Origin of the sequence: Acinetobacter sp. SFA (assembly GCF_001647535.1) — a bacterium.
In the GTDB taxonomy this organism is placed as follows: Bacteria; Pseudomonadota; Gammaproteobacteria; order Pseudomonadales; family Moraxellaceae; genus Acinetobacter; species Acinetobacter pecorum.
This window is the reverse complement of record NZ_LSZI01000012.1, coordinates 332711-352270: the sequence shown is the minus strand read 5'-3', so window position 1 is coordinate 352270 and position 19560 is coordinate 332711. Positions and strand designations below refer to the sequence as shown.

The 19560-nt window shown below is 41.1% G+C and carries 14 protein-coding genes; 3 read left to right on the top strand and 11 right to left on the bottom strand.

Annotation, left to right across the window (positions count from 1 at the left end):
• The first annotated feature begins 65 nt into the window (after positions 1-65).
• A protein-coding gene (locus tag AY607_RS06815) for an IS3 family transposase (protein WP_227509963.1) occupies positions 66-1216 on the top strand; the annotation gives its coding sequence in 2 pieces (ribosomal slippage) (positions 66-306 and positions 306-1216; 1152 coding nt in all).
• Positions 1217-1722: 506 nt separating this feature from the next.
• Here the strand turns inward: AY607_RS06815 and AY607_RS06810 are convergent.
• The 11 genes from AY607_RS06810 to AY607_RS06760 all read right to left on the bottom strand — a co-directional run bounded on the left by AY607_RS06810 (position 1723) and on the right by AY607_RS06760 (position 15365).
• Entirely contained in the window at positions 1723-2496 is a 774-nt protein-coding gene (locus tag AY607_RS06810; RefSeq protein ID WP_064102157.1) for an OmpA family protein, read from the bottom strand.
• A 1-nt stretch (position 2497) separates the two neighbouring features.
• Entirely contained in the window at positions 2498-3457 is a 960-nt protein-coding gene (tagF, locus tag AY607_RS06805) for a type VI secretion system-associated protein TagF (RefSeq protein WP_064102156.1), read from the bottom strand.
• Positions 3458-3499: 42 nt separating this feature from the next.
• Positions 3500-7345 (bottom strand): type VI secretion system membrane subunit TssM, encoded by a 3846-nt coding sequence (tssM, locus tag AY607_RS06800; RefSeq protein ID WP_064102155.1) that lies wholly within the window; start codon positions 7343-7345, stop codon positions 3500-3502.
• 47 nt (positions 7346-7392) lie between these two features.
• Entirely contained in the window at positions 7393-8823 is a 1431-nt protein-coding gene (locus tag AY607_RS06795; RefSeq protein ID WP_064102154.1) for a hypothetical protein, read from the bottom strand.
• The gene (gene tssG / locus AY607_RS06790; RefSeq protein WP_064096154.1) at positions 8820-9812 is read right to left on the bottom strand and encodes a type VI secretion system baseplate subunit TssG; all 993 of its coding nucleotides are present in this window, start codon (positions 9810-9812) and stop codon (positions 8820-8822) included. The genes AY607_RS06795 and tssG overlap by 4 nt, the downstream gene beginning before the upstream one ends.
• On the bottom strand, positions 9776-11590 hold the full coding sequence (gene tssF, locus AY607_RS06785; RefSeq protein WP_064096153.1) for a type VI secretion system baseplate subunit TssF: 1815 nt from the start codon (positions 11588-11590) through the stop codon (positions 9776-9778). Before tssF ends, tssG begins: the two co-directional genes overlap by 37 nt.
• Before the next feature lie 5 nt (positions 11591-11595).
• Complete coding sequence (tssE, locus tag AY607_RS06780) at positions 11596-12072, bottom strand: type VI secretion system baseplate subunit TssE (protein WP_064096152.1); 477 nt, start codon at positions 12070-12072, stop codon at positions 11596-11598.
• A 76-nt stretch (positions 12073-12148) separates the two neighbouring features.
• Positions 12149-12652 carry an Hcp family type VI secretion system effector gene (locus AY607_RS06775; RefSeq protein WP_064096151.1) on the bottom strand — a complete coding sequence of 168 codons (504 nt, stop codon included), beginning with the start codon at positions 12650-12652 and terminating at the stop codon, positions 12149-12151.
• A 49-nt stretch (positions 12653-12701) separates the two neighbouring features.
• Positions 12702-14183 carry a type VI secretion system contractile sheath large subunit gene (gene tssC / locus AY607_RS06770; protein ID WP_064096150.1) on the bottom strand — a complete coding sequence of 494 codons (1482 nt, stop codon included), beginning with the start codon at positions 14181-14183 and terminating at the stop codon, positions 12702-12704.
• Positions 14176-14679, bottom strand: coding sequence for a type VI secretion system contractile sheath small subunit (gene tssB / locus AY607_RS06765; RefSeq protein ID WP_064102153.1), 504 nt, complete (start codon positions 14677-14679; stop codon positions 14176-14178). Before tssB ends, tssC begins: the two co-directional genes overlap by 8 nt.
• A gap of 26 nt (positions 14680-14705) precedes the next feature.
• Entirely contained in the window at positions 14706-15365 is a 660-nt protein-coding gene (locus tag AY607_RS06760; protein ID WP_227509962.1) for a hypothetical protein, read from the bottom strand.
• A gap of 360 nt (positions 15366-15725) precedes the next feature.
• On the opposite strand from AY607_RS06760, the gene tssH reads away from it, so the two are divergent.
• Together tssH and tssA are read left to right on the top strand one after the other, a co-directional pair.
• Positions 15726-18392 (top strand): type VI secretion system ATPase TssH, encoded by a 2667-nt coding sequence (gene tssH, locus AY607_RS06750; protein WP_064102152.1) that lies wholly within the window; start codon positions 15726-15728, stop codon positions 18390-18392.
• A gap of 55 nt (positions 18393-18447) precedes the next feature.
• Positions 18448-19554: a type VI secretion system protein TssA gene (gene tssA / locus AY607_RS06745; protein WP_064102151.1), complete on the top strand. Its 1107-nt coding sequence runs from the start codon at positions 18448-18450 to the stop codon at positions 19552-19554.
• Positions 19555-19560: the final 6 nt, after the last annotated feature.

Sequence of the window (19560 nt, the reverse complement as noted above, 5' to 3'; positions counted from 1 at the left end):
CTGAATAGCCACCGATTTTGTAGACACTCTTTAGTTAGATAAAATGGCTAATTAACGAGGTGTTTATGAGCAGTAGCAAACGATATCCTGAAGAATTCAAAATTGAAGCAGTAAAGCAAGTGACTGAAAAAGGTCATAGTGTATCTGAAGTGGCCACACGTTTAGGTACAACCACGCATAGTCTGTATGCCTGGATCAAGCGTTATGATCCTCAGGAACCTAAAATCACAGACTCTAGGGATGCAGTTTCAGAATTGGCAAAGCTAAAAAAGGAGCTGCAACGGGTTACCGAAGAAAGGGACATATTAAAAAAAGCCGCGGTGTACTTCGCAAGCCAGTCCAAATGAGGTATGCCTTTATTCAGGACAATAAGCACATATGGCCTATTCGTCGTTTATGTTCGACTTTAGATGTTCATCACAGTGGTTATTACGCATGGTTAAAGCAACCCACGAGTAAAACCACAAAGAAACGGCAACTGCTTGCAGGCTTAATTAAACAGTTTTGGCTGGAATCTGGAGGAGTCTACGGCTATCGCAAGATTCACTGTGATTTGAAAGACGCTGGCGAAAATTGCGGTATCAACCGGGTACATCGGTTAATGAAAGCGGATGGGCGTAAATCACATCGCGGCTATCGCAAGCCTAGAGCTTATGCAGGTACGCCAAGTATTGTTTCCGCAAACACCTTAGAACGACAGTTTAATCCAACTCAGCCTAATCAGCGGTGGGTGACTGATATTACTTATATTCGCACACATGAAGGTTGGTTATATCTTGCTGTGGTAATTGATTTATTTTCACGTCTTGTTGTTGGTTGGTCTATGAAATCGAGAATGACTACAGATCTGGTTTTAGATGCATTATTGATGGCACTATGGCGGAGAAAACCACAGAATAAAGTTCTGATCCACTCTGACCAAGGCAGCCAATACACCAGCCATGAATGGCAAGCATTCATTAAACAACACAATCTGGAATGTAGTATGAGTCGCAGAGGAAACTGTCATGATAATGCTGTTGCTGAGAGCTTCTTTCAGTTGCTGAAGCGGGAGCGTATTAAGAAGAAAATTTACGTATCGAGATCAGATGCTCGAGCGGATATATTTGAATATATTGAAATGTTTTATAACTCAAAACGAAGACATGGTTCCAATGGACAACGTTCTCCATTAGATTATGAAAAGGCCCATCAAAAGATGGTTATGTGTGTCTAGAATTTTGGTGGCTATTCAGTATCATCAGTCGCTTCAAATAAAACTTTTTGGTATTTATCTGGAAAATTCAGCCAGTCGGCAAGAATACTTACACCAAATAATGTTTGATAAACATATCCTTTATAAGTAATTGCAGTAGGTTTTTAATTCTAATAGTTAAATTTTTTCTAAATATTAATTAGTCATATTCTAATCCAAATAGTCAAATTCTCATAATTAACTAGTCATAGCAGAGTGTAAGAGATATATAAAGTTATGATATGGCGTACTTCATTTAACATAATATACATTATACGAAATGCAACTATATCTCCAAATAGAAATGTCTGTATTCTCACCAATCAAAATGTCTTGTCTATGATGCGCATCAACATCATGGACTGGATATGAATCGAGATGCTGAACACTATGATTGACAAGGAAATACAACGTCTCAGTTCTCAAAGATTTTCGAGATCAACGTATGACTCAAGCCTGTCTGGTTGCTGCTTAAGCAACTTATATTTTTAAAGCACTTCAAACTCAATCCTACGATTTTTCTGTCTACCTTCAGCCGTTGTATTATCCGCTACAGGCTTGCTAGATCCCAATCCTTCGGTGTTCAGTAAATGTCCCGGAATATTTTTTGCGATCAAATAAGTTTTAACGGCTTCTGCACGTTGCTGACTCAACATGAGGTTTTTATTAGCATCGCCAGAGCTATCTGTATGGCCAATAATTCGTACCTTTTTACCCACCTTACTTAAGGCACTGACCATTTCATCCAGAATCTGTATGCCTGAAGCTGCCAATACCGCACTGCCAGATTCAAATTCAATGATTCGATTCTTCAATGCTGCATCAATAATCTGCTGTTCTATCTGATTGACTGAAAGCTGTGTATTTAAACGGTAATTTGTTGGTATAAGGCTTTGAAATTTAGCTGTAGTTTCCTGAATTTGAACAGGATTTGATACTTTACCTCTCAGCTGAATATCAGCACCTTTTACTGTTAATTTTCCCTGTCTTACCTTTTTCAGGTCTTCATTAATTACATTGCTGACGGTATTTGACCAGCCTGCTGATGCCGTGACCTGACGGATCTGGATGCGATCTACTACATTTTCCCGTCCATAAGTTGTATATAATTTACTCAATATTTCCTGTTTAGTGTTTTCGTTTGGTACAGCACCTTCGATAATGACCGGTTGTGCATATACAGAAAAACTCACTAATAAGTATGATATTGTATTGATTTTTATAAGTTTTTTTAATTTTAAATTCTTGATTTTTATATTCATTTTATATTTCTACAAATGTCTGTTTAAATAATTTGATGCCTCGAGCCAGACTCATCTGACGCTCACTTAAGGACTGTTCCAGTGTTGCCAGGCCTGCATTATTTTCCAGGTATTGATCAATCCAGGTTGCATTGATAAGTGATACCCAATGCTGACTATCCAGATTTTCCGTGAAAATGTCGCTCAAAGCCTGTATGTCTGCACCTTTAAAGCCAAATAACAAGATTGGCTTTTCTTGATGCAATACACCAATCAATAGTTCTGTATGATGATGTTTCACAAACTGACTGATTAAACTGACCCAAAATGCTGCAATTTCATAGCAATAACTGATGTTATGAATGGGTAAAATCAGTACCTTATTCAAACGACTTGTGCCTTGCTGAATAACCGGTTGCAGCAATAATCCCAATCCAATCAGGCTTTGCGACAGCTGATACGCACTAAGATTCATCAGTCTAGCAAAGGAATGAATAGTATGAGGTTCATAAAATATCTGTGCCTCTTCATAGCTGGATACCATAATCTGGTTACTAAGCTTATTCAGTTTATCCAGCAAAATATCGCTATCTCGTATTGAACGCATTACACGATTGCACTGATAAAGCTCAACCAGTGCTGACTTATAACACAAGGGTGAATACACGATATTTTCAAATGGCTGTTCATGCTCAATCAGATGACTGACTACCATGGGAAACTGCCGGCCTGAGCTGTCTTCACTGGAAATCAGATTCGCTACCAGAAATAGCCTTGCCTTCGGATTGGCAATAAAGAAATCCAGCGATGGTAATTGCGCATAGGCCTGTTTGAACTCTGTCTTTTGCATGGCAAATTCCAATGCTTCCGTAATCCATTGATCAATCAGCTGAATCAGCTGATATTGTCCTCGTGACTTGAGAAAATCGCCACGAGCTGGACATTTACCATAATAAAGTGGTGTAGTTTTTAACTCATACATTACTCACCTCCACCATTTTCTTCAGTTTGAGTTGAATCCTCATCATGGTACAGCTGCTCCTGTATTGGCGAATGCCGTAGTCGGACCTGCTTGGCCTGAGCTTTGCTGAGGAGATATAGAAACACTTTGCGCAGCGACGACACGCACCGATTTATTGGAAACTACCTGATCTACCAGTTGCAGGTTGGCATAGTTCGGCTGGCCACCAATTGAATTGCTATTCTGGCCGCTAACCAGCCGGAAGTTTACTTTTACTGAAAGTTCCGGATTCTCCTTGCTCTTCCAGATCATTTCAAAGTTATTGCCTTTTTGGGTACGCTGGGCACTTTCAATCAGGCGGTTAATTCCATATTCACCTGGTTCATCAAAAATGGTGTGGGTCTTCCCTTCCAGATCCACCACGGTAATACGCGCACCCGGAATCGATCCCGGATTTGGCCAGACAAAGTTCACCCATTGTTGTACCCCATTTTCAAAAAGCATACGCTGCCCATCGATATCAAAGGTATAGGCTAAAAGTTTTGGATTTTCCAATGGGTAGAACTGGAAATTGGACTGGTTTACAGCCGGTACTATACGCTGCCCCTGATTCAATTCACCTGTTGCTACGCCATGACTAGGTGCTACATAGGTCTGGAAATTCGCTACAAAAGTTGGATTAAGGCTGATCCCCAGATCCTGCCAGCTTTTTGAAGTTAAGGTATAACCACGACGGATCACCAAAGGATCCAGATGCTCTTTTACAAAACGTGCAATACTGCCACTTTCACCAAAAATCTGATTAATTTCATTAGAAGTAGCTTGTAAATTTGCCTGACTGCTAAATGGATACTTCTGAGCCAGACTCTGGGTAAATGGCTGGTACGACTGCATGGTCCAAAGCTTGTTGATTTCTGCCTGTGCAGGAACAATCAGGCTTTCAAAAGACTGGATTAAGGGTGCAATCAGCAGGTTTTGCAGTAGCTGCTGATCCAGCTCTGTAGTGCCAGCCGACATTTTCTCGGCCACAAATTTATGGGTGGTGTTGAAAATGGAATTCTGCTCATGAATAGTTTGTTTTACTAAGGCCATACTTGCAGGACCAATATCACCAGAGCTTTTCAGGTCATTGAATTGACTGCGGATTTTGGAAATCGAAAGCATGTAGCCATCTAGCAGGGATTGATTCTGCAGATCATCCCGATGACGCGCCATCTGGTAGAATACCTGAAATTCACGTGCAATCACGCCATGGCCTAACTGGTTACTCGCCAGTTGTGCTTGTTTTTCTGCATCATGATTGAGCACTTTACGTTTGAACCAGGCAATAAAGCCTTTTTGTGGCACAGCCAGTTCTGCTTGAACCACCGGATTATCCCAGCTGGTTTCTTTGGCCACATGCTGGATCAACGTCCTGATTGGAGAATTTTCAGGTTCACCCAGGATATCAATCTGTTTGATTTGCTGGTTAAAATCACCTGCCTTGGCATAATGAACCGCATTCAGAAACTTACGCCATTCGGCAATATATTCCTTTTTATACAACTCAGTCAGCTGGCGACGGATCTGTTCAGGACTACCACTAAAGCTTAAGTCATCTGATTGTGTGGTATTCAACACCCAGTCTCGACTATCCGTTGAACTGGTTGCTGCCTGTTCAATCGCTTGCTGCACATAATCTTTCCAAGCCTGATAGGTATAAACTCCTGGCAAAGCATAGCTGCCCAGCATGACATTCTGGTTAGTTTCCCCCAGAATCTGTTTTACCGTAATTGCCGGGAAACGCACCGCAGCACGCATCTTGATTTCGTTATAAACGCGATCACGTGCAGAAACACCGGTGTTAATTGCTGTTAAGATCTGACGGGTCTGATCAACCAGTACCGCATCAGAATTCATCTGAGGGAAACCATTATGTCCTGACAATGTAATGGCATAGCTTAAAATCTGTTCAGCTTTCTGGATCATTTCTCCACGCGGCATTTCACCCCGGTTTTGCTCCAGCCATGTACGCCAGAAACGCGTCATCTGATCACTTAGGTGACTGGAATCCATATATTGAGGATTACTCAACATGAGATAGGTTTTCAGGGCATTGTAGGCATCTTGAGAATTTTGATCAGAAGGTTCTGAAGCAATCTGACGTCCTTGCGCCACATGGGTGATTTTCACCCGGATATGATTTTCTTTTAGAACTGCTTCATTGGCTTTAACCCGTTGCAGGTACTGTGCAATCTGTTGCTGGGTTGGCTGAAGAACCAGATGCTCAATGCCTTTCAGATATTCAGTTTGCAGTTTTTCCCGAATCTGATTACCTTGATACAAACTGAAACTGTATTTCAATGGCCGGTTTTGATCAAATTGATCCAGTTGCTGTAAATGACCTTGTAAAATCAGCAAGCTATCCAGTTGATGAGTGAGTGAAGGATTTGCCTGTACTTGCATCTTTACTACTTTATTAAGATCAGCCTGAACTTCAGCAATCAACTGCTGGTTATTACGGTAGGACCATAGCCATAAACTAAGAACAATTGATATGCTAAGAATCGCTCCTGTGAAGGCCATAAAGCGCTGGCGTTTTTTCGCAGGGTTAATATGCTGACGCACCAAATGCTTATCTTTTAGGATGACCTCAGAAAACAGATTTTTCAGAAAATAACCATGATCCTGAGAAATAGACTGTTTCGGCAGACCAATTTCACTATCATCACTGCGGATCAGATGAAAATCATCAGCGATCTGTTCCGTCATCGGACTTTCAATTACGCCGTCCTGCAAGGCACTGGTAAAGTAAAAGCCTCGGAAAATCGGTTTAAACTGGTAAGGATTTTCCTGAAATAGTGTAGAAATGAAGGTTTTTAGAACCGGTTTTAAGCTCTTAAACTCCAGCGGAAAAGTCATGACACTTGGAGAAATATGCTGTGAATGGCGACGGCTCAGATGTATTGTACTGACACTTTTCAGACCATCGTATAAAATGTTGTAATGTTGCTCGAATAATTCTACCGCCTGCTCGCTGGAATTGGCTGCATACGGTAAGGTTGCCCCCCAGACCTGATCAAATTCCTGTGCATCATAACAGTCAAAGAATTCAGTAAATCCTGCGATCAGGTCCATTTTAGAAAAGACTAGATATACAGGAGCAAAAACTTCCAGACGTTCGGTTAAATCCTGAATACGGGCACGAAGGTTTTTGGCTAATTTTATAGATTTTTCCGGGCTTTGGCTCACCAGTTCAGCAATACTGACAATGACAATCAGGCCATTTACGGGTGCCTTATAACGATTTTTCTTAAGAATGTTCAGGAAACCAAGCCATTCAGAATGATCTTCCGTATAGACTGAATAACGTCCTGCAGTATCCAGCAGAACACCTTCAGTTGAGAAAAACCAGTCACAGTTACGGGTTCCACTTAAGCCAGAAGACACCATTTTCTGGTGATGTTCTTCAAATGGAAAGCGCAGCCCTGAATGATAAATGGCAGAGCTTTTCCCAGCTGCCGGATTGCCAATCACCATATACCAGGGCAACTCATATAGCGCAGCATTGCCCTTACGATCTCCAAGTCTGGACTTGCGGATCAGTTGAATTGACTCCTTCATCTGCTGTTGGATCAGCTGTAACTCTTCCTTATTCTTATGCTTGTACTGTTCAGCTTCAGTGGTACTAGCAATCGCCTCGTAAATCTCTTCACCTTTTTTGGCATGTCGATAATGCTGGATTAATGCATAAATACCCCAGATCATCAGTATCAGGCTATAAACCGTTACCAGAATCCAGAACACACGCTCGGAAACGGTATTTTTCATGGAAAAAATCACCACGAAAAATGACAATGCCATAATCGCTTTTGGATTGGTCACATACTGCCAGACATATCCCAAGATCGTATAAAATAATGTATTCACTGTAATCTCTTATATTTCTTTATTATTTTTCAGATTTTTAAAATTTTTCAGGCTGCGTTCTGTTCAAGTTCCTCAACCATACTGACGGGTTGATAGACAAAAAATGTCTGAGGATGCTGTACTGAATAAGCCAATGTAATGACATCTTCATTCATTTGCATACACAGCAATATTCCAAATAGTGCTTTCATCTCTGTTGCACCGCCTAGATAAGCATAACAATACAGGCCGTGATGCAGTTCTATTCCAAATTTACCCAGATACTGTTGAACCTTCTTTGCTGTGCTGATCTGTAAGGGATCATCCAGAAAAAGTATAAATGCAGCTTCCTGCTGTAGCTGATCAGCAAAGTTTGGACTTTTTTTCTTCAAATATTCACTAATATTTTTGACATGCTTAACGAATTTTATTGTTTTTATTTCTGTCAAATCTTCAATGCTTAACTGTAGTGAAGACAGGCATATACTCGCTGCATATTCTCCCGGCAGATATTGTTCCGACTGCCATAACTGCTGTTCCAGCCACTCCTGGTCAATTTCAGACTGTACAGCAATCACCAGACTGACCAGTTCATTTTGCTGCTGAATATCATTGAGCAGGTTCATCCAGAGTGAATAGGCATTGTTATGATCGACATAATGAAACTCGACATGAATCTGGCTCTGCACAATTTCATATTGCTGTTCTAGCTGTTCAATCAGCTTCTGTTGGGTTTCATCTGGCCAGAGATGAATTAAGGTTGCCGGCAGCAGAATATGCAGATTCAATTTATTTAATCGTGCAACCTGTTCAACTGGAATATCCGTTTCTTTCTCTTCATCAAACTGTTCATTGATCCAGCCCGGATGCATACGATATTGATAAGCTGTCTCTGCATCATAGAACATAGCTGACTTTCTAAGATGTGTAGCAATGTGATACAGGCTTTCACTATGTTGCTCCATCTGCTGCTGAATCAGTAAATTTATACGTTGCACTCGCATGCTGTGCAGGGTGTCATTCTCTTCTGCTTCGGGTAATAGCTCGTCCAGACTCCGAATACGATAAGACAGGATGGGCAGTCCATAGTGATTGGCCAAGGTTTCATCCAGTTCCGGGCTTTTAAACGCCTGCAAAGCATCAATAATGTCCTGATTTTCACCAAAGCTGTGGATTGCCGCAGATGAATAGACTTTTAGCGTCAGTTCTTCGACCGGTTTCTCCTTGTTTTTCTCTAGTTCACTTTGCTGTTGCAGATGTTGCTCTTTATTTTTAGCAGCTTCTAACTTTTGTGCTTTCCCTGTCTGATAAGCTTTTAGCGATGTGTAAATCAGCCATGGAGAAAGCAATAACAAGCCAGCACAAACCGGCAGCAGAATAAAGAATTGCAGCATATCCATGCCGGTTGGATCGTATTGCACATCACGCCAGTAGTAGATGACTAGACTACTTGTAATCAGGATCAACGCCAGAATAGTAGAGACAATGACCTTAATCATGCTGCTCTCCCCATCAGGCTATAACAGGTTTCCTGATTATCAGCAGATGCTTGTGGCATCAGAAAAGCGCCCTGTCCTAGCCCTACACTTTCATCACCAAGCCGGATGGGACGGATTTCTTCCTTGTTTAATATCAGCCGCAGATCCACCATCAAGGTCGGGCTGCACCAGGTTGCAATGATCTGTTTGAGTTTTTCGCTCTGCTTTTGTTGCGGAAGAAAGCTTAGATAGTCTTGCCGGTTTAATGGGCCAATTACGATTTCAATTTTTTCATCAATCTGGGTCAGCAATTCACCACAAAAACTATTGATTCCCAATAAAGCGGGAGTAGATCCACCCAAGGAAGATTTTTGAAAATCTTCCAGCTTGAACTGTTCTGGTAAATACTCCCTGATCTTCACCTTATGCTTGAACATGCAACTCAGCATGGTTTTCAGCACATAAGTACTATTATTTTGCCCCTGCATTAAGCCGGAAAATTCAGCAAAATAATCATCCAGATGATTCTGCTGATGCTGTTCACGCACATAGCCATTTAGCGCATGTAAAATTTCCAGATAATAATTGTCCTGTTCAATTTCATAGCGCAGTGGCAAATGATAGTTAACTGAAGCATCAATATATTGCGCGGTGAGTTTATGATTAAACAACCCGAGAAAATGCAGGGTTTCCTCACGCTGTTGACGTGGACTTTGCTTAATACGATAGGTATAGGCATAAGGCAATACTCCCTGTATACCGGTCAAGCCAATCATCGCGCTGGTCAGCTGAATTTTCCGATCTTTCCATTCCAGACATTCAATCTCGGATTTTGCAAAATTCAGGTTCAGTGAACTCGTAAAACTAAATCCCCTGTTCCAGTCCTGTAATTGATTTTGCTCAGGATAATGACGCAACAAACGAGTCGCCTGCACCAGTTCAAAGCGGGTTGGCTGCTGATACAGCTGCTCCACTACAGAAGTTTTTTGCCACCAACGTTCTGCACGCATTGGTATACCTCCTGTTCTGTTGCAGCATCAATTACAACCATTTCCACATAACTGTTCATTTGTACTTTCAGGTTAAAAATATGATTAAGCAATTGGACAAAGACATACAGACTTGATCCGCGAAATGCTTCGTTATTCATCTTGACCTTTGCACTTACACCACGGACAAACAGTGGAAAAGGTTTATGGTCCAATAATTTCTGGCTCAATGAAAAATCAATCGATTGAATTGCTTCAATCATCTGCTGATTTTCTTTGGAAGCTGGCAGGTTATACAGTTCCAGCAATTCCTTAAGATGCGTGACTGCATCGCCTTTCATCAAGGAGAGATTATTCAGGCAAAGATGGGAAATAATACGCCATTGTTCTTTTTGGCTCTGCTTGAATATATAAGGTAAAGATGGGCGCTTTAACAACACTCCACGTCGAGCCAGCTGACTGTCATTTAAGCTGAGTGCATTCTGATCCTTGTTATAGCTTTCATAAGGCAGATCGCGGTTACAGCACAGCAGCCGAGTACTGATAAAATCAGAGAAGGTATTCTGTGGCTCCAGGCTTTTGGAAATTAAAGAAAATTTCAGGTCATTCTTTTGCGTACTGGCAATTTCTGGCTGCAGATGATAATAAAATTGCGCGCCGTCATGTCGATAATAGCTCATAGCAAAAAAAGGCAAAACTTGTTGAGTAACCTGTTCTTTATCACTCTTTTCACGAATCAGGTTCATCTCGGAGACCGAATACACTTGATAATATTCAGGATGATGCGCATCTGAAATGAGTGGATATTCCAGTCGCTGATGATTGATTTTCTGTGGTTCGGCCTGTTTCTCAAATAGATTAATGACTGGCGTAGTGAACAGCTTGAAATTGGCAAGATCCAGTTCTGAATAATTACGAATCGCGGCCTGATCATTCAGGTTCATTTTAAAGTGAACATGCAGCTCAAAATTTGACGTATCGGGTTCGACCTGATTGAGAAAATCCAGATTCAGGTTCAGGAAACTGAACTTGTCTGGAAAGCAAAAGTATTCAAGTAATAATCGATAGGCATGATGAGTATGCTGATCCACCGGCAGTAAACTCTCCTCCTCAGTAAAACCTAACAATTCAAATGGATTAGGAATTTTAAATTCTTGATCATGTATCTTGATTGAAAATTGGGTTTCAGACTTAAAGATCTGATCCATAACCTGTAAAGGAAAACTTGAAATTGCATCCAGATAAATGGGTAGCTGGTGCTGTTGCAGTAATTTCAGCTGATGATTAAAGATTTCAAAATCCAAAATCAGTGTGGCATTACGGTTTAAGTGAATATGCGCCGAAGGATGAGTTTTGAAATTGACAGCTTTCAATGCAATGGGGAGTAAAGTCACATTCTGCACAGTCCGGTATTCACATTGTACGCCGCGTACACTTTTAGACTTTAAAGATGTATTTTTAGGAATCAGATATGCATTACTTAGCTGTTTGATTTTATTGACATCTTCAAAACTAACAATAGAACATGCTGGAAACGGCTTTAAATACTGGGGAAACATCACCTCAAAAATTGATCGGGTGAAAATTTGATAGCTGTCATTCAGCTTTTTATCAATGCGTGCCGAGATCAGTGAAAATGCCTGAATCAGGCGTTCAATATGCGGATCGTCAATCTGCTCCTGATTTAAGGACAGACGCTGGGCAATTTTAGGATATTTATTGGCAAATTCTCGGGACTGCTGGCTAAATTCCTGCAGCTGTTTTTCGTAATAAGGTAATACTTCTTCAATCGCGCTCATTCTAATTATAATCTTGGCAAAATAACGTATTGTTGTGTGGTCGGCTTCAGTAAAGCATCAAAAACTACAGGTTCATATAAAGGATGGATATTTAAATAGGCATGAATGCTAAGGCAGAGACTACCCATATTGTTTTCATCCAGTAGCATTTCTACCCGTACATGCTTAAGCCGTGGTTCATGTGCTGAAATAGATGCTTCTATTGAGCGACAAATTTTGTCGCGATCCATTGGGTTTGCGGTTGATAAACCGACAAAATCAATAATGCCAAATTGCAGGATGGACTGTTTTACCCAAGCATAGTCATCAATAATATGATCCAGTTTGGCCAGGCGGCTATTTAATAAATCTTCCAGATCTGCCGCCACGGCTTCACGCAATTTCTGAATCGACTGGCCTTGTGTACTGACATCATCTTGTGGCAACAGTCGGTCAAACAAGGTTGGACGGAATCCATAAGGATAAAGCTGATCCAGATTCATGCGTTTCCATCATCCATTTGGAATATTCAAATTTCAGCTAGAGACTTGCATATGCAAGCCTCTAAACACAGAAGAATTAAGCTGCATAAGATGCGGTATTATTCGATAATGACCATTTTTTGGTTATGGCACCTTTCTGTGTTCCGTTAATATCTTGCTGGTTATAAGTCCACTCAACCGCAGCATATTTCAGACCAAATGCTTCAGTCGGTACACCTTCTTCATTCACGCTTGGCGTTACTTGAGAAACCAGCACGTGTTTCAGTTTGATCTGAAGGTATTTGATACGCTTGTCGCCGTTGGCACGATAGAAGTCAATTTGCACTTCATCAAAGGTATAACCAGCAGAGCAGGCTTCCCAAAGTTTGGGGCTGGTTGCATCCAGGTCTTTAACAAAAATCATGTCAGAATGTTCTACACGCTCAGCGGTATGGCCACCAACGCTAGAAGAAGTTGCAGATTTTGGCTGACGAATATTATGTGACCAGGAATTTACTTCTAGCCAGCTTTTATGTTCAGAATCGCGTGATTCACCATCTACTTTATATTTACCGCGAAATTGGACGTATATATCTTTCATTGTTATTTTTAACCTGTTTTTATTATAAATAATTAAAAATGCAACCGGCTTAGTTACTCGATTGCGGCAATTCAGTGACCAGTCTCAGGGATACTGACAACTCATCAAGCTGGAAATGTGGTCGCAAGAAGACCACTGATTTGTAGTGACCAGGTTCAGCTGGACTTTCTACAACTTTGATTGACGCTTCACGTAATGGATACTGCGCCTTGGATTCCTGAGAAGCACCGTCATCCAAGAGTACATATTGTGATAACCAGTCATTCAGGAAGGCTTCAACATTACCAGCTGAAGCAAAACTACCGACTTTGTCACGCATCATCGCTTTCAAATAATGCGCAATACGCGAAACTGCCATAATGTATTGGATCTGACTTGATAAAGCTGAGTTGGCATTGGCTGCATCATTGTCATATTTTTTCGGTTTCTGGGTCGATTGCGCACCAAAGAACGCTGCATAATCGGTATTTTTACAATGTACCAGCGGAATAAAACCCAGGTCGCTGAGTTCTTTTTCACGTCGGTCGGTAATGGCAATTTCAGTTGGACATTTGAATATTACATCACCATCATTGGTCTTGAACGTATGTACAGGTAGACCTTCTACCACCCCACCCCCTTCTACACCACGGATCGCTGCGCACCAGCCATGCATGTCAAATGCATTGGTCAAACGGGTACCGAAGGCATAAGCAGCATTCATCCATAGATATTCGTTATGGTCTTCACCAGAAACCTCTTCAACGTAGTTAAAACCTTCAGTTGCAGCACCTTCTTTTGGATGATATGGCAGACGACCCAATACTCGTGGCATGGTCAAGGCGACATAACGTGCATCATCACTTTCACGGAAGGAACGCCATTGCACATATTCAGCGGTTTCAAAAATCTTGGAAACATCGCGTGGACGATCAATATCAGTAAATGATTCAAGACCAAACATGCTTGGACTAGCTGTCGAAATAAATGGTGCATGTGCTGCTGCTGCCACATGTGAAATCTGTTCCAGTAAAAACATATCTGTTGGCGTACGATCAAACTCAAAATCACCAATCAAGGTCGCATAAGGTGCCCCCCCGAAAGAACCATATTCTTCTTCATAAATCTTTTTAAATAAGGTACTTTGGTCAAAATCAGTCGCACTTTGGAAGTCCTTGATTAATTCCTTTTTAGTGGTATTCAACATCCGGATTTTAATCAAGGAATTGGATGGCGTTTCCTGACAGAAATAATATAAACCACACCAGGTTGATTCAATTTTCTGAAATTGTTCATGATGCATGATTTTGCTGAGCTGGGTTGAAATTAGCGCATCGATTTCGGCAATACGTTTATCCAATGCCAGGATCATGTTGTCAGATACGGTGATTGTCCCTGCCATGACTTCGCGTGCCAGTTCACCAATCAGGCTTTTGGCACGATCATGCTCTTCATCAGTACGCGCGATACGACTACGCTCAACGATAGAGTCAAGTAATGAGTATTCTTCTACATTCGTATTTTCAGCAGTTGCTGCATTTAAATTACTCATTTTCAGCCTCCACACTCATCTTGCGAATCTGATCCGTACTTTTCAGCACTTCATCAAGAAGATCTTCCAGACGTTCATTATTGGAAATTTTGTTGCGTAAATCCGTTAAACGTTCACGTGCCTCAACCAGCCGACGTAATGGTTTAACCTGCTGTACCACCTGTTCTGGCTTAAAGTCACCCATGGAATTGAAAGTCAGATCTACAGACATCTTGCCACCCTCTTCAGTCAGCGTGTTCTCAACCTGAAAGTTGGCACGTGGCGCCAGTGATTCCATGACTTCATCAATATTGTCTAAATCCACATTGATAAATTTCTTGTCTTTTAGTTTGGTTTTTTCCAATTCGGATGCTGCTGAAAAATCTCCAAGTACCCCAACCACAAAAGGTAATTCTTTCACTTCACGTGCATCACCGACTTCTACATCGTAAGTTAATTGAACCCGCGGTGGACGAATCCGCTGTAATTTCTTCTGTACACTTTCACGCTTAGCCATGATGCTGATTCCTATATTATTTTTTATTAATTATTACGAAGTGCGCCAAATGGATTGGAGGTAGGCGGAACATTACGGGTGACGACAGGCTCATTTTTCTTGGCGACAACATTACTGGTAGATGTTTCTTTTGCTTTAGTCGGAGCACTTGGACGTGACTTGGTCGAGCTGGATTTTTTGCTCGAACTTGCCACAGTTTGTTTCTTGGTGCTTGAATTCTTCTCTGCACGTAGAGGCATTACAGTGACGGGTTGAGATAGACGCACATTATCGTTGAAGACTTTGGTAATGGCATAGGTTTCTTCAGTCAGCGGACGAATTTCGGTGCTGCGCATATAATTCACAGCTTTATTTGAAATCGCCACACTAGAAAAGAATGTGATATCTGTTAATTGACGTGTTGTATAATTTTCACGATTTAACTGATCTACAGCTTGAAGTGCCTTCAGATGCAGACCACGATCCAGATAAAGTTGTGCAATATTGGCTTTAATTTCACGCTGCAAATTAAGATCTTTCTGAGTTGGCTTGGCACAAAGCTGTTCATACTGTTGCAGTATTTCTGGATCAGTATCTCCGTTAGCCAATGGATACGCTTTAAGACATGATTTTTTCAGGGTTGCAGCATGCGTCTGCATCAAACTCATCGTGCAGACAGCCATCATCAGCACGAGTATGGAACTCATATTTTTTTTCAAAATAAGCCTCAATTTTTTCTTTTTCTGGTTGTTGATTTTTTTACTTGAAATGATTTTTCTGTATTTATTGTTTAAAAATCATCTTGCGAATTTAACAAAAAATGATCACACTAAGTCAACAACAAAAATTGACTTTTGTAAAATATTTTTTAACAGTCTTTCAAATAATGTTAAAGATTATATGACTTTGATCATTTTATTCTGTTAGAAAATATGCAACAACATGATCAAATAGATCAGTAAAAATGATTGGCTTGCAGTCATTCAAATAAATAATAAGAACAGCACAGTGGTATTTTTTAATTTTTAAAGACATTATGCCTTGCAAGAATAAATAATGAGAAACACATGAATAACCTAAAAATTTTAATTACTAAATTATCTGATCATGCACGCTTATGTCTTGAGAAATCTGCCAACACCTGTATTAACCAGCAAAACTACGAAATCGAAATTGAACATTTTTTCCTGGAATTGCTGTCGCATGAACAGCTAAATGATGTCCAGTTTCTGCTTAAAAATTACAAGCTCTCCAAAGATGCCCTGCTGGATGATCTAAAGGAAAGTTTACTCCAGCTTAACAAAGGAAACTCACGCACCCCTATTTTTGCCAAGTCAATTATCCGTTTACTTGAGCAAGCTTGGCTATTGGCATCTGCTGAAAAAGAACCTGTCATCCGTAGTGGACACCTACTGGTAGCTTTACTGACTGCTTCCGATCTGTATCAGATTGCGATGCGTTCATCCTGTATTTTTGAACTGATTCCGATCGATACAATGAAGCATCAGTTTCTGGCTTTATGTCAGGACAGTATCGAAAATGTGTCAACTCAAACTCATCCTTCTCTGCCAGTAAAAACTCCAAACTCTCAAACTTTACTCAAAAAAACACCAGCACTGGCTCAATACACGATCAACCTGACCCATAAAGCTGTTGAAGGAAAAATTGATCCAGTGATTGGGCGTGAATTTGAAATTCGCTTAATGCTGGATATTTTAATGCGCCGTCGTCAGAATAATCCAATTTTGACGGGTGAACCGGGTGTCGGCAAAACTGCGGTGGTTGAGGGTTTGGCACTAAAAATTGCCCAGCAACAGGTACCTGACGCTCTGAAGAATGTGCAATTACATGTGCTGGACATGGGGCTGTTACAGGCCGGTGCCAGTGTCAAAGGTGAATTTGAGAACCGCCTGAAACAGGTGATCCAGGAAGTACAAAGTTCTTCTCATCCAATCATCCTGTTTATTGATGAAGCACACACCTTAATTGGCGCAGGTGGTCAGGCAGGCCAGAATGATGCTGCTAATTTACTCAAACCGGCACTTGCACGGGGGGAATTACGTACTATTGCAGCAACCACCTGGGCAGAATACAAACAGTATTTTGAAAAAGATGCAGCTCTCAGCCGCCGTTTTCAGGTCGTTAAAGTTGAGGAACCGACTGAAGCGGTCGCGATTGACATGCTGCGTGGCATGATTCCGGTGATGGCCCAACACTTTAATTTACAGATTGATGATGAAGCGATTATCGCTGCTGTATATAGTTCACATCGTTATATCAGTGGACGTCAGTTACCAGATAAAGCGATTAGTGTTCTGGATACTGCAGCTGCTCGTGTTGCACTGACTCAAAATGCGCAGCCGGCACAACTCGATCAACTACAAGCACAACTGCATAATCTGGAATTGGAACACAAGCTATTAACCCAGGAAAACCAGAACCTGCCAATTCATCATGCCAGACTAAATGATCTTTCTAAAAAAATCTCAGATCTAAAACAGGATATCCAGTGTCTTAAAGAGCAATGGCAACGTGAATTGCAGATTGTTCAGCAGATCCGGGATATTCAGGCACAAGAACATAATGAAAAATCCAGTCAAAAAATTGCAAAATTACGCTTAGAACTAATTGAAGTACAGCAAAAAAAACCACTGGTCTTTGAACGGGTCAATACCAGCATCATTCATGAAATCATTTCGGATTGGACAGGTATTCCAGTGGGCAAGATGGTCAATGATGAAATCCGGCAAGTATTACAACTTGAAGATCGTCTGGCTCAGCGCGTGATGGGACAGGATTATGCCCTGCAACAACTGGTGCAAGGCATTAAAACGTCTAAAGCCAAATTGGAAGATCCTAACAAACCACAAGGTGTTTTCTTATTAGTGGGACCAAGTGGGGTTGGTAAAACTGAAACTGCCCTCGCCCTCGCCAATGAACTGCACGGGGGCGAATCACATCTAATCACGATTAATATGTCTGAATATCAGGAAGCACATACCGTTTCTTCATTAAAAGGCGCACCGCCAGGTTATGTCGGTTATGGGCAAGGTGGCGTACTGACTGAAGCTGTTCGCCGTAATCCATATAGTGTGGTTCTGCTGGATGAAATTGAAAAAGCACATAGTGATGTGCAGGAACTGTTTTATCAGGTCTTTGATAAAGGCATGCTGGAAGATGGTGAAGGTCGTTTGATTGATTTTAAAAACACTACAATTTTGCTGACTTCAAATGCAGGATCATCTGCGATTATGCAGGTCTGTCTCAATCAGGAACCTGAAAACTGGCCAAGTGCACATGAACTTATTGAACAGATTAAGCCAAGTTTATATAAACAATTCAAGCCGGCGTTCTTGGGACGTATGCAGATCGTACCATACTTCCCGCTGCATGATGATCTGCTGATCAGAATCATTGAACATAAACTTGGCAAAATTATTCAGCGTGTACAAGCTCAATACAAGACTGAAGTTACTTATAGCAATGATCTGTTAGAGCTTATCCTAAGCCGTTGTACAGAAGTTGATAGTGGTGCCCGTAATGTTGACCATATTCTTAATGCCAGCGTATTGCCCGCTTTAGCGACTGAAATTCTGATGGCGTTGAGTGAGGAAAAAGTTCCTGAAAAAATTCAGATTGATGTTGAAAATGATGAAATCATTTATCACTTAGATCCACAGCAATCTAAAGCGAAAACTAAACGCATCCGGAAACAGAAAACGGATGCTGTATAAAGCTATATTTTAAAAGATAAAGAATTAAATAAGAAGAACAAGTTTCAGGTGAAGAATGACTATAGATATTGAACAACTGCTTGCCCCAATCTCTGATCATCAGCCAGGTGGTGAGGATTGCTCGTTTTCAAATGACTTTCATGCCATTAAAAAGGCCAAAATTCAGGATGATCCTCTGTTAGATCAAGGCGACTGGATCTCTGAGCCACGTCAGCCAGACTGGCAGTTTGTGTTGAATAAATCAGTTGAGTTGTTAAGTGATAAAACCAAAGATCTGCGTCTTTATACTTGGTTAGCTGAAGCTTGGGCAAGAACTCACGGATTTGAAGGGGTTGCACGCGGCTTGGAACTGAGCCATCGCAGTATTCAGCAATATTGGCAGGACATGCATCCTTTAATTGAGGATGATGATCTGGATCAGCGCCTGGGTTTGCTACAAGGCTTAATCAACCAGATTCCAGCTTTGATGAAACAGGTTCCCCTGGTCAGTCAGGCGCCGTTTTATCATTTAGGAAATTATGAGGCATTTTTACATCAGAAAAATGTCCGGATACGCCGTAATCAGCAGGATGAAGATGGCGAATCTTCAAGTAGCAACGATGAGCTACAAAAGTTCGAGCAATTGCTACAGGCTACTTCCCACTCTGTAATAATAGAAAACTACCAGCAGGTTTTGGATATTCAACAGCACTGGCACCATCTAAAAACTATTCTGGATGAATTACTGGGTTTGAATGCACCGAGTTTTTCTGCAATTGACGAACAGATTGATTCGATCATTTCCCTAATTAAACGTCTATATAAAGTGGAACAATTAGCGAATCAAAATACTGAAAGCTTAATCTCGCCGACAGACTCAGGAATTCAGCAAGTTTATACAGATACTTCCTCCCCTGTTGTTCAAACTCAATTCCGGTTACAGCCACAAAATCATCTGGCCAATCGGGAACAGGCATTGAAAGTCTTAAATGAAATTGCGGATTATTTCCAGATGCACGAACCGCATAGTCCGGTAAGTTATATGCTGCAAAAAACCATTCGCTGGAGTCAGATGCCACTTCATGAATGGCTGGCACAAGTGATTAAAAATGAAAATCCCCTGGAACAGGTTCAAGAGTTACTAGGTGTACACGATATGAATAATTCCAATAATGAGTGGTAATACTGA

Coding starts and splice junctions, on each gene's coding strand:
- tssA (WP_064102151.1), top strand. CDS start 18,448: ATGACTATAGATATTGAACAACTGCTTGCCCCAATCTCTGATCATCAG.
- AY607_RS06810 (WP_064102157.1), bottom strand. CDS start 2,496: ATGAATATAAAAATCAAGAATTTAAAATTAAAAAAACTTATAAAAATC.
- tssG (WP_064096154.1), bottom strand. CDS start 9,812: ATGCGTGCAGAACGTTGGTGGCAAAAAACTTCTGTAGTGGAGCAGCTG.
- AY607_RS06760 (WP_227509962.1), bottom strand. CDS start 15,365: ATGAGTTCCATACTCGTGCTGATGATGGCTGTCTGCACGATGAGTTTG.
- tagF (WP_064102156.1), bottom strand. CDS start 3,457: ATGTATGAGTTAAAAACTACACCACTTTATTATGGTAAATGTCCAGCT.
- AY607_RS06775 (WP_064096151.1), bottom strand. CDS start 12,652: ATGAAAGATATATACGTCCAATTTCGCGGTAAATATAAAGTAGATGGT.
- AY607_RS06795 (WP_064102154.1), bottom strand. CDS start 8,823: ATGATTAAGGTCATTGTCTCTACTATTCTGGCGTTGATCCTGATTACA.
- tssF (WP_064096153.1), bottom strand. CDS start 11,590: ATGAGCGCGATTGAAGAAGTATTACCTTATTACGAAAAACAGCTGCAG.
- tssE (WP_064096152.1), bottom strand. CDS start 12,072: ATGAATCTGGATCAGCTTTATCCTTATGGATTCCGTCCAACCTTGTTT.
- tssC (WP_064096150.1), bottom strand. CDS start 14,183: ATGAGTAATTTAAATGCAGCAACTGCTGAAAATACGAATGTAGAAGAA.
- tssH (WP_064102152.1), top strand. CDS start 15,726: ATGAATAACCTAAAAATTTTAATTACTAAATTATCTGATCATGCACGC.
- tssB (WP_064102153.1), bottom strand. CDS start 14,679: ATGGCTAAGCGTGAAAGTGTACAGAAGAAATTACAGCGGATTCGTCCA.